Source organism: Megamonas hypermegale, from assembly GCF_900187035.1.
Lineage (GTDB): Bacteria > Bacillota > Negativicutes > Selenomonadales > Selenomonadaceae > Megamonas > Megamonas hypermegale.
Genome location: NZ_LT906446.1, coordinates 539,441 through 556,037, shown reverse-complemented (window position 1 = coordinate 556,037; position 16,597 = coordinate 539,441). Strand labels below are relative to the sequence as shown.

15 protein-coding genes and 1 CRISPR repeat array (1 of these 16 only partly in view) are annotated in these 16,597 nt (G+C 34.1%); of the genes, 6 read left to right on the top strand and 9 right to left on the bottom strand.

Going from position 1 to position 16,597, the window contains the following annotated elements; all coding sequences use genetic code 11:
• A CRISPR array of direct repeats spans window positions 1–254; the repeat unit is 30 nt; unit sequence ATTCAAATACATCGTATGTTGCTATTAATC (it extends 2,081 nt beyond the left edge of the window).
• 182 nt (window positions 255–436) lie between these two features.
• Together CKV65_RS02645 and CKV65_RS02640 are read right to left on the bottom strand one after the other, a co-directional pair.
• Window positions 437–1,342, bottom strand: coding sequence for a dihydroorotate dehydrogenase (locus CKV65_RS02645; RefSeq protein ID WP_027890853.1), 906 nt, complete (start codon window positions 1,340–1,342; stop codon window positions 437–439).
• Window positions 1,343–2,107, bottom strand: a complete 765-nt coding sequence (locus tag CKV65_RS02640; RefSeq protein ID WP_027890852.1) for a dihydroorotate dehydrogenase electron transfer subunit — start codon at window positions 2,105–2,107, stop codon at window positions 1,343–1,345.
• Between the two features lie 224 nt (window positions 2,108–2,331).
• On the opposite strand from CKV65_RS02640, the gene treP reads away from it, so the two are divergent.
• The 5 genes from treP (at window position 2,332) to CKV65_RS02615 (ending at window position 8,897) form a co-directional block, all read left to right on the top strand.
• Entirely contained in the window at window positions 2,332–4,287 is a 1,956-nt protein-coding gene (gene treP / locus CKV65_RS02635; RefSeq protein WP_051177658.1) for a PTS system trehalose-specific EIIBC component, read from the top strand.
• 53 nt (window positions 4,288–4,340) lie between these two features.
• Window positions 4,341–5,993, top strand: coding sequence for an alpha,alpha-phosphotrehalase (treC, locus tag CKV65_RS02630; RefSeq protein WP_027890851.1), 1,653 nt, complete (start codon window positions 4,341–4,343; stop codon window positions 5,991–5,993).
• 113 nt (window positions 5,994–6,106) lie between these two features.
• Window positions 6,107–7,570, top strand: a complete 1,464-nt coding sequence (yabN, locus tag CKV65_RS02625; protein WP_027890850.1) for a bifunctional methyltransferase/pyrophosphohydrolase YabN — start codon at window positions 6,107–6,109, stop codon at window positions 7,568–7,570.
• 210 nt (window positions 7,571–7,780) lie between these two features.
• Entirely contained in the window at window positions 7,781–8,056 is a 276-nt protein-coding gene (locus CKV65_RS02620; RefSeq protein WP_027890849.1) for an HU family DNA-binding protein, read from the top strand.
• 82 nt (window positions 8,057–8,138) lie between these two features.
• Window positions 8,139–8,897, top strand: a complete 759-nt coding sequence (locus CKV65_RS02615; RefSeq protein WP_027890848.1) for an SDR family NAD(P)-dependent oxidoreductase — start codon at window positions 8,139–8,141, stop codon at window positions 8,895–8,897.
• Window positions 8,898–8,944: 47 nt separating this feature from the next.
• Here CKV65_RS02615 and CKV65_RS02610 read toward each other — a convergent pair whose 3' ends face one another.
• The 7 genes from CKV65_RS02610 to pcrA form a co-directional block, all read right to left on the bottom strand.
• Window positions 8,945–9,370 carry an SRA domain-containing endonuclease gene (locus CKV65_RS02610; protein ID WP_036254986.1) on the bottom strand — a complete coding sequence of 142 codons (426 nt, stop codon included), beginning with the start codon at window positions 9,368–9,370 and terminating at the stop codon, window positions 8,945–8,947.
• A 21-nt stretch (window positions 9,371–9,391) separates the two neighbouring features.
• Window positions 9,392–9,925 (bottom strand): flavodoxin family protein, encoded by a 534-nt coding sequence (locus CKV65_RS02605; RefSeq protein WP_027890847.1) that lies wholly within the window; start codon window positions 9,923–9,925, stop codon window positions 9,392–9,394.
• Window positions 9,926–10,098: 173 nt separating this feature from the next.
• A complete protein-coding gene (tsf, locus tag CKV65_RS02600) occupies window positions 10,099–10,746 on the bottom strand; it encodes a translation elongation factor Ts (RefSeq protein WP_027890846.1) in 648 nt (215 codons plus the stop codon).
• Between the two features lie 92 nt (window positions 10,747–10,838).
• The gene (gene rpsB, locus CKV65_RS02595; protein ID WP_027890845.1) at window positions 10,839–11,573 is read right to left on the bottom strand and encodes a 30S ribosomal protein S2; all 735 of its coding nucleotides are present in this window, start codon (window positions 11,571–11,573) and stop codon (window positions 10,839–10,841) included.
• Between the two features lie 193 nt (window positions 11,574–11,766).
• Window positions 11,767–13,035 (bottom strand): hypothetical protein, encoded by a 1,269-nt coding sequence (locus tag CKV65_RS02590; protein WP_231922700.1) that lies wholly within the window; start codon window positions 13,033–13,035, stop codon window positions 11,767–11,769.
• A gap of 32 nt (window positions 13,036–13,067) precedes the next feature.
• On the bottom strand, window positions 13,068–13,721 hold the full coding sequence (locus CKV65_RS02585; RefSeq protein WP_027890843.1) for a hypothetical protein: 654 nt from the start codon (window positions 13,719–13,721) through the stop codon (window positions 13,068–13,070).
• 124 nt (window positions 13,722–13,845) lie between these two features.
• Window positions 13,846–16,107 (bottom strand): DNA helicase PcrA, encoded by a 2,262-nt coding sequence (gene pcrA, locus CKV65_RS02580; protein WP_027890842.1) that lies wholly within the window; start codon window positions 16,105–16,107, stop codon window positions 13,846–13,848.
• A 175-nt stretch (window positions 16,108–16,282) separates the two neighbouring features.
• Here pcrA and CKV65_RS02575 point away from each other — a divergent pair, with 175 nt between their 5' ends.
• On the top strand, window positions 16,283–16,528 hold the full coding sequence (locus tag CKV65_RS02575) for a hypothetical protein (RefSeq protein WP_027890841.1): 246 nt from the start codon (window positions 16,283–16,285) through the stop codon (window positions 16,526–16,528).
• Window positions 16,529–16,597: the final 69 nt, after the last annotated feature.

Sequence of the window (16,597 nt, the reverse complement as noted above, 5' to 3'; positions counted from 1 at the left end):
TTATGGTCATTTATTGGATTAATTTCATTCAAATACATCGTATGTTGCTATTAATCAGCAATGTTTTTAGGCTCTATTTTAGGGGCAAGCAAATTCAAATACATCGTATGTTGCTATTAATCTATCCAGAAAAAAATAATTGATAAAACTTATTTTGTATTCAAATACATCGTATGTTGCTATTAATCCAGTAAAAACTATTTTTTATTTATGCTATATTTTTGATTCAAATACATCGTATGTTGCTATTAATCCCTCTATTTATCAAGGTTTCTTTTTTTATTATAATCTCTAAACCCTTGGTATTCAAGGATATGAAAAAATTTTACCAGGCGATTTTGATTTTTTATAGTCATGCTAAAAAACCGCTTCAAAAGCTTATATTTCTTAGCTTTATAGATTATTTATCAAAAATACACCTGGTAAAATCTTAATTTTAAGCTTGTACTGCTCCTATAAGTTCATTTACATCTTCAATATTGTGTTTTTTCATATAATCTGCAATGCCATCAGCTACAACTTTTAAAGCAGATGGGTCAACGAAATTATAAGCACCAACAGCTACAGCGGTTGCTCCTGCAAGCATAAATTCGATAGCATCTTCAGCACAAGTGATGCCACCCATGCCAATGATAGGAATTTTAACAACTTTTGCAACTTGCCATACCATGCGTACTGCTACTGGTTTTACAGCTGGGCCAGAAAGTCCGCCAGTTATATTGCCTAAAAGTGGTTTTCTTGTATTTATATCAATTACCATACCAGTTAAAGTATTTATCATAGAAATTGCATCTGCGCCAGCTTCTTCAACAGCTTTTGCCATAACAGTGATATCCGTTACATTTGGTGATAATTTTACAATTACAGTTTTGCTTGTATGCGTTTTTACTGCACGAGTTACAGCAGCGGCTGCTTTTGGGTCTGTGCCGAAAACGATACCGCCTTCTTTTACGTTCGGACAAGAAATATTTACTTCTACAGCATCTACGCCATCAATATCTAAACGCCATGCCATTTCAGCATATTCTTCTACTGTGCTTGCTGAAATATTTACAATAACAGCTGTATTGTATTTTTTTATTTTAGGTAAGATATCACAGATAAAAGCATCTACACCCGGATTTTCAAGACCGATACAGTTAAGCATACCAGCAGGAGTTTCTGCAATTCTAACGCCTGGATTGCCAGCACGCGGTTTTGGTGTAACACCTTTTGTTACGATTGCACCGATTTCATTTACATCGAGAAAATCTTCATATTCTTTACCAAAACCAAAAGTTCCTGAAGCACCCATTACAGGATTTTTTAATTCAAGATTACCAATCTTTACAGCTAAATTCATTTAAAAAACCTCCTTAGATGGAAATACAGGTCCTTCTGTGCAAACCTTGCGTCTTTTCTTTGTCAATTTGCCTTCAAAAGTACAACCAAGACAAACACCGATACCGCAAGCCATGCGTTTTTCTAATGAAACTTGACAGTCAATATCTTGTTCATGAGCAAGTTTAGCTACACCTTCCATCATTATATTTGGGCCGCAAGTGTAGATATGTTCGATTTTGTTTTCTGCTAAAATCTGTGGTAAAAGCTGAATTGTAAAACCTTTGAAACCAACAGAACCATCATCTGTTGTGATGTAGATTTTATCAGCAAATTCTTCTAAATAATCTTTCCAGAAAACTTCATCTTTATTTTTACCACCGATTAATAAAATCGGTTTTTCATCTTTTAATTTACGAGCTAAATAGATGAGTGGAGCGATACCAACACCGCCACCAATCAATAATGGTCTGCCGGATTTTAATTCAAAACCATTGCCGATTGGTCCTAAGATATTGAATTGTTCTCCTACTTTAAGTTCAGAATATTCAGCTGTTCCTTTACCTACAATACGATAAATTAAAGTAATAGTACCTTCATCTTTATTCACATCAGCAATACTAAATGGACGACGTAAAAAATTAACGCTGTCCATTTTTTTTACATGCACAAATTGTCCAGGCTGTGCTAAATCAGCAATTTGTGGTGCATCTATAACCATGCGCTTCACATTAACATTAATGGCTTCATTAACTAAAATTTTGCCAACTACTACGAGCTTTTTCAAAAAAATCCCTCCTAATTTTTTCACTTTATATTCATAATACTATATCAGTTGATATTTAGCAAAAACAAAAATCATCCTCCAAAAATTTTCTGTAAAATAAAAAATTATTAAAAATAAATTTTTTTCTATTTAAATTATTGACATATTTGTACGTACATGATATATTAATCTCAAACATATACGTACAAGTTTTAGGCTTTTATTTTAACAAGGAGGATTTTAACATGGCTAAATTTACAAAAGATGCAACATCTTTACTCGAATATGTTGGTGGTAAAGATAATATCCGCGCTGTCACCCACTGCGTAACTCGTATGCGTTTTGTCTTAGTAGATGAAAAAAAGGCTGATATAAAAAAAATAGAAGCTTTACCTTCTACTAAAGGAACATTCACTCAAGCAGGTCAATTCCAAGTTATTATCGGTAATGAAGTCAGTGAATACTACAATGAATTTACTAAAATAGCAGGCATTGATGGTGTTAGTAAAGATGCAGTAAAAAATGCTGCAAAATCAAATCAAACTTTCATTCAACGCTTGATGTCAAACTTAGCTGAAATTTTTACGCCACTTATTCCTGCGCTTATTTGTGGCGGTCTTATTTTAGGTTTTCGTTCTGTTATCGGCGATATCAAATTACTAGATAATGGTACAAAAACACTTGTTGAAAATTATCAATTTTTTGCTGGACTTTATTCTTTCTTATGGCTTATCGGTGAAGCTATTTTCCACTTTTTGCCAGTCGGCATTGCATGGTCTATCACTCGTAAAATGGGTACTACTCAAATTTTAGGTATCGTTTTAGGTTTAACACTCGTATCTCCTCAATTATTAAATGCCTTTGCTGTAGTTCCTGGTGCACAGATTCCTGTATGGGATTTTGGCATTTTTCAAGTTGAAATGATTGGCTACCAATCGCAAGTTATCCCTGCTATCTTAGCAGCATTTATTCTCGTTTATTTAGAAAAATTCTGGCGCCGTGTAACACCAGATTATATTTCCATGATTGTCGTTCCACTCATGAGTTTAGTTCCTGCTGTAATTTTAGCTCATGTTATCGTTGGTCCTATCGGCTGGGCTATCGGTTCATTCATTGCCAATATTGTTTATGCTGGTCTTACTTCTAGCTTTGGTTGGATTTTTGCTGGCATTTTTGGTTTTTTCTATGCACCACTCGTTATTACAGGTCTTCATCATATGACAAATGCCATCGACCTTCAATTAATGAGCCAATTTAATGGCACTATTTTATGGCCAATGGTAGCTCTTTCCAATATTGCCCAAGGTTCTGCTGTTTTAGCTATGATATTTTTACAGCGCAAAAATGAACGTGCAAAACAAGTCAATGTACCTGCTTGTATTTCTTGTTATCTCGGTGTTACAGAACCAGCACTCTTCGGTGTAAATTTAAAATATGGTTTTCCTCTTGTCTGCGGTTTAGTTGGTTCATGTATCGCTGCTATGATTTCAGTATCTAGTGGTGTAATGGCAAGTTCCATTGGTGTCGGCGGTATTCCTGGTATCTTATCTATTAAGCCACAATACATGTTTATGTTCTTTATCGCCATGCTCGAAGCTATCTGTGTGCCATTTATTTTAACTACAATAGTAGGTAAAAAGAAATTATCCCTAGAAGATATAAAAGGGGAAAATTCTTCCATAAGTGATAATACTCCAGTGCAAACAACTGAAAACAAAATTGAAACTACATTAACTGATAAAAGTGATATAGTATCTACTTTCAAATCACCGGTCAGTGGTATCACAAAAAATTTAAATGAAATTGAAGATAAAGCTTTTGCTAGTGGTGCGATGGGCGAAGGTTTCGCTGTTGAACTTACAGATGGTAAAGTAATAGCACCTTTTGATGGTGAAGTAATGGTATGCTTCCCAACTGGTCATGCTTATGGTTTAAAATCTACCGATGGTACAGAAATTTTAATTCACATAGGTATGGACACCGTTCAACTTGATGGCAAAGGATTTGATGTAAAAGTTGAAGCTGGACAAAAAATTAAACAAGGCGATGTTTTAGTTCAAGTAGACCTCGATTATGTAAAATCTCAAGGAAAACCATTGACAACACCAATCGTATTTACTGATGGTTCACATATTGAATTATTAAAGAAAAATTCCAATATTTCTATTGGCGATGATGATATCATTAAAATCACTAAATAAAATACAATTTATGTAATACAAACTAAAAATATTGTCAGAAAGGATGATGTCATATGACAGATTTTCAAAAGAAAGTAGTTTATGAAATTTATCCAAAATCTTTCTATGATACAACTGGTAATGGTACAGGCGATTTAAAAGGCGTTATAGCAAAATTGGATTATTTACAAAAACTCGGTGTAGATTATATTTGGCTAACTCCATTTTACTTATCACCGCAAAATGATAATGGTTATGATATCGCCGATTATTATAGTATTGACCCGTCTTATGGCACAATGGAAGATGTAGAATTATTGATTGCCGAAGCTAAAAAACGCAATATTTATTTGATGTTTGATATGGTTTTTAATCATGTTTCAACAGAAAGCATTTGGTTTAAAAAAGCTCTTGCAGGCGATAGTAAATACATGAATTATTTTTTCTTCAAAGATGGCAAAGAAGGTAATAAACCACCGACAAATTGGCAAAGTAAATTTGGTGGCAGTGCTTGGCAATACGTAAAAGAATTAGATAAATGGTATTTACATCTTTTTGATGTGACTCAAGCTGATTTAAATTGGGAAAATCCTGACGTTCGTGAAGAAGTAAAAAATGTTGTTCGTTTTTGGATGCAAAAGGGTGTTAAAGGTTTTCGCTTTGATGTAATCAACTTAATCAGTAAAAGTGCTTTTGAAGATGATTTTTCTTCTATCGGTGATGGCCGTCAATATTATACAGATGGTCCACGCATTCATGAATTTTTACAAGAATTAGCACAAAATAGTTTTGCTAAGGATATAGATATAATCACAGTCGGTGAAATGAGTAGCACGACAATGGAAAATTGTTATAAATATGCTGGGAAAAATACTGGCGAATTAACCATGGTATTTAATTTTCATCATTTAAAAGTGGATTTCATGGGCAATGAAAAATGGGTACTCGTGCCAACTGATTTTATGAAATTAAAACATATCTTATTTGATTGGCAGATAAATATGACGAAACATGATGCTTGGAATGCTCTGTTTTGGTGCAATCATGACCAACCGCGTGTTGTATCCCGTTTTGGCAGTGATGATAAATACCACGATGTATCCGCTAAGATGTTAGCAACTTTAATCCATTTATTGCGCGGCACGCCATACATTTATCAAGGTGAAGAAATTGGTATGACCAATCCACATTTTAAATCCATTGAGCAATATCGCGATATTGAAAGCCTCAACCATTATAAAATTCTCCAAGATAAAGGCATGACAGAAAAACAAGCTTTAATAATTTTAGATATTCATTCACGCGATAATGCCCGCACACCAATGCAGTGGAATAACACTGAAAATGCTGGTTTTACAACCGGTACACCGTGGATTAGTCCTGCTACAAATTACACAAAAATCAACGTAGAAAATAACTTAGCTGACGAAAATTCTATTTTTTACTATTATCAAAAATTAATTCAGTTGCGCAAACAATTAGACGTAATTGCTTATGGTGACATTAAACCATTATTATTTGAAGATAATAAAGTATTTGCCTATGAACGCAACTATAAAGAAACCAAACTTATCGTCATTTGTAATTTCTATCCAATTAATTATGAAATTGAGCTTCCTTATGACCTTACTGGCTATAAATGTCTCTTAAATAATTACCAAATTGACATAAAAAATAAAAAAATTGCATTAAAACCTTATGAAACAGCAGTTTTCTGCAATCTTTGATTGACAAAATAGATTTCTTGCTTTATATTAAGTATTAATCAAATTCATAGTAACCGCGCGGGGTTCAATCCATAGCGGTTACTTTTTTTCTGAAAGAAGCGAAGGGTATATTTATGGGAAAAATTACGATTATAGGATTAGGACCAGGAAATTTTGGTTTAATCACCCTTGACACTTGGGAAAAAATAACATCTACAGATAAATTAATATTGCGTACAGCTATTCATCCTACAGTAGCAGAACTAGATAAACGCAATGTCGTTTACACTGCTTGCGATGATTTTTATGAAAAATGTGCTTCATTTGAAGAAGTATATAACAATATTGCTGAAAAATTAATCACAGAAGCTAAAAAAGGATTAAATGTAGTATACGCCGTACCAGGCAGTCCACTCGTTGCGGAAAAAACAGTGGTGATAATTCGCGATAAAGCTAAAGAAGCTAATGTTGAATTAGAAATAATGCCTGGCATGAGCTTTATGGAAGTATTGTATCAGCGCTTAAATATTGACCCAATTGATGGGCTTACTATTTTAGATGCGGCTGACCTTGATAACTTGCCAAGCGAAGAAATGCCATCTGCGCTTGTTATAACACAAGTTTATAATCAACACGTTGCTTCCGATACAAAACTCACTTTGATGGAACATTATCCAGAAGATTATCCTGTTACATTTATTCGCAATTTGAGTTTGCCAGATGAAGAAATTCGTCAAATTCCATTATATGAACTCGACCGTCAACCAAATATTGACCATTTGACAAGCTTGTATATTGGTAAAATGCCTAAGCATGAAGAAACATTTGACCTTTCTCCATTAGAAGACGTTATACAGACATTACGTAGCCCAGGCGGTTGCCCTTGGGATATAGTTCAAACACATAAATCTTTGCGTCGCAACTTAATTGAAGAGGTTTATGAAGTAATCGAAGCTATTGACCTTGAAGATAAAGATTTACTCTGTGAAGAACTCGGCGATTTATTGATGCAAGTCGTATTCCATGCTCGCATGGCTGAAGAAGCAGGTATGTTCTCCATGCAAGATGTAATTGACGGTATCACAGAAAAACTCATTCGTCGCCATCCACATGTTTTCGGCGATATCAATGTAAAAGATGCTGATGAAGTTTTGAAAAACTGGGAAGAAATCAAACGCGCTGAGAAAAAAGACCGTAAATCTGTGCTCGATGGCGTACCAAAAGATTTGCCTTCATTAATGGCAGCGTATAAACTCCAGCATAAAGCTTCTAAAGTTGGCTTTGATTGGCCAGATATTGACCCTGTCTGGGATAAATTACATGAAGAAGTCAATGAATTAGAAGAAGCTACAGTTGATAGCTCTACAGAACGCATAGAAGAAGAACTGGGCGATGTTTTATTTACCATTGTAAATTTAGCTCGTTTCCTCAAGATTGACCCAGAAATTGCACTTACAGCAGCTAATCGCAAATTTAAACGTAGATTTTCTTATATTGAAAACAAAGTCAAGGATAAACAACAAAAATGGGAGCAATTGACGCTCTTAGACCTAGATGACCTCTGGCAAGAAGCTAAAATGCTCGAAGAAAATGAATAAGGACTATCAAGTCCTTATATAGCTGAAGAAAATCTACAAAAAAATCTTCTTTAGCTATATAAGGATTTGATAAGTTATGATATAATCCTTATGTAGAGGGAGCTTGCGCCATAATTTACTCACAAATTATGCTCTCGTTTAGAGGAAATAACCTCTTTAGCGGCGAACAAATATTAAATTTTGATAATTATTTTAAAGGAGGCTATCTTCGTGAATAAATCCGAATTAGTAGCAAGTGTTGCTGAAGCAGCAGAATTAACAAAAAAAGATGCAGAAAAAGCTGTTAACGCTGTTTTTGCAAGCGTACAAAAAGCTCTCGTTGAAGACGACAAAGTACAAATTATTGGTTTTGGTACTTTTGAAGTTAGAACTCGTGCAGCTCGCAAAGGTCGCAATCCTCAGACTGGCGAAACTATCGACATTCCAGAATCCAAAAACCCAGTATTCAAAGCTGGTAAAGCTTTAAAAGACGCTGTAAATCAGTAATTCTTAGCAAATTAATCCGTGAAGACCGAGTTCTTTTTAGAGCTCGGTTTTTTTCGTCTTTTATTAAAAAGGAGAAATTATCATCATGAAAATTGCCCTTATCACCGGCGGTACATCAGGTATCGGCCTTGCTACAGCAAAAATCTTTTTGGAAAATAATATCTGCACCGTATTAGTCGGCAGAAATAAAGATAAATACATCGAAGCTCGTAAATTCTTAAAACCGTATATCAAAAAAGATGTATTTTGTGATTTCATTCAATCAGATATTACTTCTGCCTCAAATTGCGAAAAAATAATCAACACAGTTATTGAAAAATATCATGGATTAGATATCTTGATAAACAACGCTGGTATTTATAAAGAAAACGCCATTGAAAACGTTTCTGAAGCTGAATTTGATGAAATTATGAATACTAATATTAAAGGTACATATTTTCTCTGTAAATACGCTGTTTCGCATTTGAAAAAGAGTCAGCACAATCCAGCAATAGTCAATGTTTCTTCTGATGCTGGTATTAATGGAAATTTCTTTTGTTCTGCTTATTGCGCATCAAAAGGCGCTGTGACTATCTTCACTAAAGCACTTGCACTTGAATTAGCCCCATATAATGTACGCGCTAATTGCGTTTGTCCTGGTGATATTGATACACCACTTACACGCAATCAATTTGCAGGCAATGAAGAAGAAGGCATTAAAGAAGCCGCTTCGCTTTATCCTATAGGACGTATTGGCAAGCCAGAAGAAGTAGCCGAAGTTATATATTTCCTTGCAAATGAAAAAGCAAGTTTTGTAACTGGAGCCGTTTGGAGCGTAGACGGTGGCATTACAGCTTGCTGAAAATTTTATAAAAAAAAGCCCTTGATTAAATCAAAGGCTTTTTTACATTATTTTTCTTCTATATATTGTATCTTTTTTAAAGGAAAAATCCATACTTTTCGAGGAATTTTATTTTCATCTTTTTGAACTTCTTGATATGGTTCATCTACAAGTTTGACAATTCCTTGATACGTGTATTTTTTAGGCTCAAACACTTCAAATAAATGTACCTCAACACCATTAGTATTTGACTCAGCTAATGTTCTATTTTGAGATTTAAGTACCTGGTCTCCATATTTTCCCATACCTGTATAATGTATTTCTTGATTGTAATATTTATCATCATACAAGGATTTTGTATGGTCTGCTATTATAACTAAAGTTCCCGTAGTCAATGAGCGTCTCATTCCGCCCATATTACCAACTTTAAATTCAGATACGATATCGTTATTAGAAACAACTTGTCCAATTTTAAATGAAGTTACAAATTTCATAAGTATTCCTTCTGTTTATTATTAGATATTTTTTCCCATATTATATGCTTCTTCCATGACTGGTTGTTCTTTGACTTTACCTGCATCCATCGTGTTTGGTGCATATAAACGGCCTTTTATTTCGTAGTGTTCAAAATGTTCTACAAAGCCAGTTATATCGCCTAAAGATTTTTCAATAATATCTGTGCCAAGACCAGCAGCAACGATATAATAAACTTCTTTACTGCCTAAATGTTGCCAAATAGGATACATACGGTCGATAAAAGTCTTCATTTGAGCACTAACACCATAAAAATAAACAGGTGTAGCAAATACAACTACATCAGCTTTTTGAAACAAAGTTATTATTTCAGCCATATCATCTTTTAAAATACAAGTACCACCATTGCGTATACATGCACCACAAGCACGACAAAAACCGATTTTTTTATCCATAATTCTAATGAGATTTACATTATGTCCTTGTTCTTTAGCACCTTTTTCAAATTGTTCGCAAAGTGTTTGAGTATTGCCGTTTTTGCGTGGGCTTGTAGAAATAATTAATACGTTTTTCATAAATATTCTCCTTTACCTTAAATATATTCATTAAATAATCATAAAGCTTATTTAAATTTTATCACAAAGATTAAAAATAATATGGAAAAATATTTTTATATGAATATTTTATTTCTATTTATAATACAAAAAAAGAGAACACTATTGAGTGCTCTCTTTCTTTAGCGTACTAATTATTTTACAGCTGCCATAACTTCTTCTACAAAGTTATCTGCTTTCTTTTCGATACCTTCGCCGAGTTGATATCTTACGAAACGACGAATGGAGATGTTTTCACCGATTTTAGCAATTTTGCTGTTTACGAGTTCGGAAATAGTTACGTCTGGGTCTTTAATGTATGGCTGGTCTAAGAGGCATACTTCTTTGTAGTATTTTTCAAGACGGCCTGCAACCATTCTTTCAACGATTTTTTCTGGTTTGCCTTCATTAAGAGCCTGTTCACGTAAAACTTCTTTTTCATGTTCTACTGCTGCTGGGTCAACTTCTTCACGACGAATGCAAGTAGGATTTGCTGCTGCAATCTGCATAGCGATATCACGAGCAAAATCTTTGAATTCATCAGTACCTGCTACGAAGTCAGTTTCGCAGTTTACTTCAACTAATACACCGATACGTCCACCAGCATGAATATAAGAAGTAACAACACCTTCAGCTGCAACACGACCAGCTTTTTTAGCTGCGGAAGCAAGACCTTTTTCTCTTAAAAAGTCAATTGCTTTATCCATGTCGCCATCAGTAGCTGTGAGGGCTTTTTTACAATCCATCATACCTGCACCGGTTTTTTCACGTAATTCTTTTACTAATGCTGCAGTAATAGCCATTAAAATTTCCTCCTTAGTCGATAAAAGGCAAGGGCAAAGCCCTTACCTTTTTCTTTTTAATTGTTATTTAAAATCTAAGATTAACTGATTAATTATTCAGCGTCTTCTGCAGTAGCTTCTTCTGCTACTTCAGCTTCGCCTGATTCACCCTGACGACCTTCGATAATAGCGTCAGCCATACGAGAAGTTAAAAGTTTAACTGCACGAATAGCATCGTCATTACCAGGAATTACATAGTCGATTTCATCTGGGTCACAGTTTGTATCAACAATTGCAACGATTGGAATATCAAGTTTTTTAGCTTCTGCTACAGCAATTCTTTCTTTGCGTGGGTCAACTACGAATAAAGCACCTGGTAATTTATCCATGTCTTTGATACCACCGAGGGATTTTTCGAGTTTTTCCATTTCACGTTTTAAGGAAAGAACTTCTTTTTTGCTGAGAACTTCGAAAGTACCATCTTGTTCCATAGCTTCAAGTTCTTTTAAACGATTGATGCTTTTGCGGATTGTAGCAAAGTTAGTCATCATACCGCCGAGCCATCTTTCGTTTACATAGTACATACCAGCTTTTAAAGCTTCTTCTTTAATAGCTTCTTGAGCTTGTTTTTTAGTACCTACGAATAAAATGCTTTTGCCTTCTTCAGCAACGCTACGTAAGAAATCGTAAGCTTCGTCAACTTTTTTTACAGTTTTCTGTAAGTCAATAATGTAAATACCATTGCGTTCTGTGAAAATGTATGGAGCCATTTTAGGGTTCCAACGTCTAGTCTGATGACCAAAATGAACGCCTGCTTCTAATAATTGTTTCATGGAAATAACTGCCATGATGGTGCACCTCCTGTTATTTTTTCCTCCACATTCTTTAGCTTTGTTTCAACCTTCAAAAATATTCTCTTTAGTAGACTAAACAGGTATATTTTAAAAGGCACAGCAACAAAATCGGAATGTGTGCGTTTTTTTACACCGTTTAGCATTATATCATAGAATTTCTTTAAATACAAACAAATTTTATGTCATTTTATGTTGATACTGCTACAAGTGCATAAAATAATGCAAAGTAATTTATCGCCATGGCATATGGCAATACTTTTTTTATGACTTTGTTATTATCTACTTGTATATACTGCATTACAGCAATATTTTGTACATCAATTGGGTCCATTATTTTTCGTAATGTATTCAATGACAACAACGCCATACCTAAAACCATAGGATTCATAGTAGTGGAAGCCATCACAACCGTGCTTAAACCTGCGCCCATACCTTGCAAATTAAACGGTCCTTTATACAGCACAAGTGGCGTCAAGATTGTAAAAAATAATAAACAGCCTGTAGGTGTTTGCGGTAATAAATGTAATAAAAGCGGTGCCATTAAATCAACAACAGCTTGTGTTTTAACAGCATGCATAAAAATACCAACAGCCCCTAATAATACAATAACATCTACTGATTTTATTATCGCTTCTTGCAAAGAAAACAACAAATCTATAAATGGTTTTTTACTGCCAATCACTAAATAACCATATGATAATGTTAAAATCAAACTACATTCTACATTTATCTTTAAAATATAGATAAAAACAACTGGCATTATTACCATACAAAGCAATTTAAAATTGACTTTTTGCTTTGCTGGTTTTTTCCAATTCTGTAATTTTATCATATTACTATTTATACTTATATAAACCATCAGCGCAATAAAACATAAACCAGCCATTATATAATAGAAATCTTTCACGCTTTCAAGATTTAAATTTAATAAGTTAGCATATAGTAAATGATATCCAGAATTTAAACAACTGCCAAGTCCCGTTGCGAGCAATAATAAAGATAGTGCTGTCTGTTTATTAAAGCCTATTTTTAAAAGCAGTGATATGAATAATATGGCTGATAACATGATTGCCCCAATATTCATGATTACAGTTGAAATTATTACAGTTACAATCGCAATACACCAAACAAGATAAACTGGTTTATCCATTAAATAAAATTCGCATAAATAATAAAGCTCATTTTTTATTTTATATTCAATGATAAATTTAGCAAACATCATACTTAAAACATAAATAAACATTGGTTCAGCTAAATTTATAACACCTTGAACGATGACAAAATTAGCAATATTTTCTCCATTACCTGTAATCGGCACACCAGCCAATAGGGCTGTGATGATACCAAAAGCAGGTAAAGCTCGTACAAATTCTATTTTTCTAACAATAATCATTCCTGCTGTGATTAGAAACATTATAAATATCACTACAGATAGTAATGTAAAATTTTCCATCATATCATCATCACTTTTTTTCGATAAAATACAAATTATTTAATAACAGGGTTATTGATTTCATTCACTTCGGCTATCGTTTCAGGTGATACTATGATTTTACAAGCACCTGCATCTTCAGGCATTAAATCACCTGGCTGGTATAAAAGACCGATAGAACCATCATGGCAAATAAAATAATTGTCGCTGACATATGGAATTGGCACTTCTAAATTTACACCATTATCAAGTCCATCAACGGCATATGCTCTACTATTGTTTAAAGCATCTTGCAACTGTTCTAATGTAATTGTCAAATATCTTGTTACAGGAACTTTTTCACCAGTATGTTTGTCATATGTCACAGTATAACCACTTAAATTAGACTGGCTAGAAAATTTTCTCGTTTTATTTACATAAAACATCAATGATATGATATTATCATCTTCGTATTTTTCATAGTAAGTCATATCAGCTTTTGTATACATTGAACTATCTACTTGCTGTTTAAGCTCTTCTGCTTGCGATAAAATATCATCATTTATTTTTTCTCTGATTTTTCTGTTATCTATTTGAACTACAGGATACGTAATTTGACAAGTATTATTATCATTCGTTAAAAACCCATTTGATACTTTAGCTTGGCTTGTTGATGGTATTACTCCAAGTATCAACAAAGATATCAAGCCTATGATAAAATAATTTTTCATAAACATCCCTCCGCAATTTAAAAATATATTATATATTATAAAACAAAAAGACGAATAATAATATAAATTTCTCATTTTTTAACTTAGTAAAAAGCGTACAGACCGTATATCTGTACGCTTTATTTTATACTCTTGTAATTGGAGCGTATTTTTGCATTAAAGCTTTTATGCCTTGACCTGGAAATGCGATTTTTAATTCTACTTCTTCACCGCTACCTTTTACTGATACGATTGTGCCAACACCCCATTTAGAATGTTTAGCTTTATCGCCAACTTTCCATTTTATGGATAAATCTGGACGAATAGTATTGCCTGCTGGTTTTATAGATTTAGCTCTATCATTTATGCTAGAAGAAATTTTCTTGCCAAAGATACTGCCACTTTCAGTGCCAATACTACTATTTACACTTCTATATGAATTGTAATGACTGTTAAAACCGCCACCAAATCCCATCTGTCGTTTTGCTTCTCTTTCTTCTAAATATTGAATTGGTATTTCACTTATAAAACGAGATGGTTCATAGCTTACACTTCTACCGAAAATCATTCGATTGCGCGCATTGGTGATGTATAATTTACGTTCAGCGCGCGTGATACCTACATAGCAAGTACGGCGTTCTTCTTCGATTTCCGTTTCATTCATTAAAGTGCGTGCATGAGGGAATAAACCTTCTTCCATGCCAGCTAAAAATACGATAGGAAATTCTAGACCTTTAGCTGAATGCATTGTCATGAGTGTTACGCAATCGCTTTCTAAATCAGCATTATCGATATCAGAAACGAGCGATACACTGCTCAAGAAATTTTCTAATGTAGGTTCTTCATTTGTCTTTTCAAAGTTTTTAGCAACGCTTAATAATTCTTTGATATTTTCTAAACGCGTCTGATTTTCAATCGTGTTTTCTTTTTCTAATTCAGCAATATAACCTGATTTTTCCATGACTTCTTCAATTAATTTATGCACTGGTAATTCCATGGAGCTGTTTATCATTTCTATGATAAATTCAGCAAAAGCAGTTAATGAATGTTTTGCTTTCGGTGTAATCGGTGCTGTTTCTGGTGCTGATACAGCATCAAATAAAGTCATATTGTACATATCGGCAAATTCAGCTAATTTATTCATGGTAACTGCACCTAAAGAACGCTTAGGCACGTTGATTATACGCATTAAGCTTACAGTATCTTCAGGGTTATAAATGAGTCGCAAATACGCCAAAATATCTTTTATTTCTTTGCGGTCATAGAATTTAAGCCCACCAACCATGGTATACGGTACGCCAGCTCGCATGAAACCTTCTTCTAATGCACGAGATTGAGCATTCGTGCGGTATAAAACTGCCATATCACCATAAGCTGTGTTGAACAATGTTTTTTGTTTAACAGCTTCTTGTGTTATAAAATTAGCTTCATCGCGTTCATCGTTAGCTGTATAGTGAATTATTTTTTCACCTTGTGCATTATTAGTCCAGAGCTTTTTCGGTTTGCGGTCGATATTATGTTCAATAACACTGTTGGCAGCACCTAAAATCGTCTTTGTAGAACGGTAATTTTGTTCTAATTTGATTACAGTTGCTTCTGGATAGTCTTTTTCAAAATCCATGATATTGCGAATATCTGCACCGCGCCAGCCGTAAATGGATTGGTCTGCATCGCCAACTACGCAAAGATTGCGATATTTACCTGCTAATAATGAAGTCAATTGATACTGTGCGCCGTTTGTATCTTGGTATTCGTCGACGAGAATGTATTGAAATCTATCTTGATATTTTTCGCGTATATCTGCATGTTCTTTCAATACTTTTACAGCCAACATCAATAAATCATCAAAATCGAGAGCGTTGTTTTCAATTAAATAATTTTGGTATACAGAAAAAATCTCTGCTACTTTGCGAGCAAAAAAATCACTGGCTTCACGGGCAAAACCCTCTGGTGTGAGCATCATATTTTTAGCATTGGAAATGGCAGATTGCACAGCGTACGGTGCATACTGCTTTTCATCAAGATTTAATTCTTTTAAGCATTTTTTTATCAAAGTTTGCGCATCAGAAGTATCATAGATGACAAAATTCTTTTTGTAAATGCCGAGAGCTTCTATTTCAAAACGCAAAAATCTTGCACAAAATGAATGAAAAGTGCTGAGCCATACGTATTTTGCCTTTTCACCAATCATATTATCAACACGTTGGCGCATTTCAGTTGCCGCTTTATTGGTAAAAGTAATCGCTAAAATATTATAAGGCGATACACCTTTTTCTAAAAGTGCCGCTATTTTACATGTTAAAACTTTTGTTTTTCCTGAACCTGCTCCTGCCATGATAAGAAGTGGTCCATCAGTATGAGCTACTGCTTGAGCTTGGGCAGGATTTAATCCATCGTATATATTCAAAAAAATCCTCCATTCTTTAAGAAAAATCCTATATTCTAAAAACAGTCTTTATTGTATCACAAAGCACCATCTTATTCCAAAAATTAAACAAAATTAAATTTAATCTTGCTCTAATGTATCCTTAATAATTATATGATATCATTAAGAAAAGATTAATTGTAAAGGAGTGTTAATAATGTATAAAAAATTATTAGTGGCTTTGAGCTTTTCATGTATACTCGGTATTCCTTTTTTAAGCCTTAATGCTGCAGAAGCTGCACCACCGCGACCACCACATCACCGTGTAGCGCCACCACCTCCACCACGTCATCGTGTAGAACCGCCGGCGCCACCAGCTGAAGTAACGCTTGAAAGATTGCGTCATAATAAAAGACCATTTGCTCCGCCCCCACCACCTCCACCAAGACCTCATCATAGATAAAAAATAAAAGAGCCAAGCAAAAATATAGCTATGGCTCTTTCTTGATTAATAGGATTGTGAGGTTTTTTT

Coding starts and splice junctions, on each gene's coding strand:
- CKV65_RS02585 (WP_027890843.1), bottom strand. CDS start 13,721: ATGAAAAATTATTTTATCATAGGCTTGATATCTTTGTTGATACTTGGA.
- CKV65_RS02590 (WP_231922700.1), bottom strand. CDS start 13,035: ATGATGGAAAATTTTACATTACTATCTGTAGTGATATTTATAATGTTT.
- rpsB (WP_027890845.1), bottom strand. CDS start 11,573: ATGGCAGTTATTTCCATGAAACAATTATTAGAAGCAGGCGTTCATTTT.
- CKV65_RS02610 (WP_036254986.1), bottom strand. CDS start 9,370: ATGAAATTTGTAACTTCATTTAAAATTGGACAAGTTGTTTCTAATAAC.
- CKV65_RS02605 (WP_027890847.1), bottom strand. CDS start 9,925: ATGAAAAACGTATTAATTATTTCTACAAGCCCACGCAAAAACGGCAAT.
- treC (WP_027890851.1), top strand. CDS start 4,341: ATGACAGATTTTCAAAAGAAAGTAGTTTATGAAATTTATCCAAAATCT.
- yabN (WP_027890850.1), top strand. CDS start 6,107: ATGGGAAAAATTACGATTATAGGATTAGGACCAGGAAATTTTGGTTTA.
- treP (WP_051177658.1), top strand. CDS start 2,332: ATGGCTAAATTTACAAAAGATGCAACATCTTTACTCGAATATGTTGGT.
- CKV65_RS02575 (WP_027890841.1), top strand. CDS start 16,283: ATGTATAAAAAATTATTAGTGGCTTTGAGCTTTTCATGTATACTCGGT.
- tsf (WP_027890846.1), bottom strand. CDS start 10,746: ATGGCTATTACTGCAGCATTAGTAAAAGAATTACGTGAAAAAACCGGT.
- CKV65_RS02645 (WP_027890853.1), bottom strand. CDS start 1,342: ATGAATTTAGCTGTAAAGATTGGTAATCTTGAATTAAAAAATCCTGTA.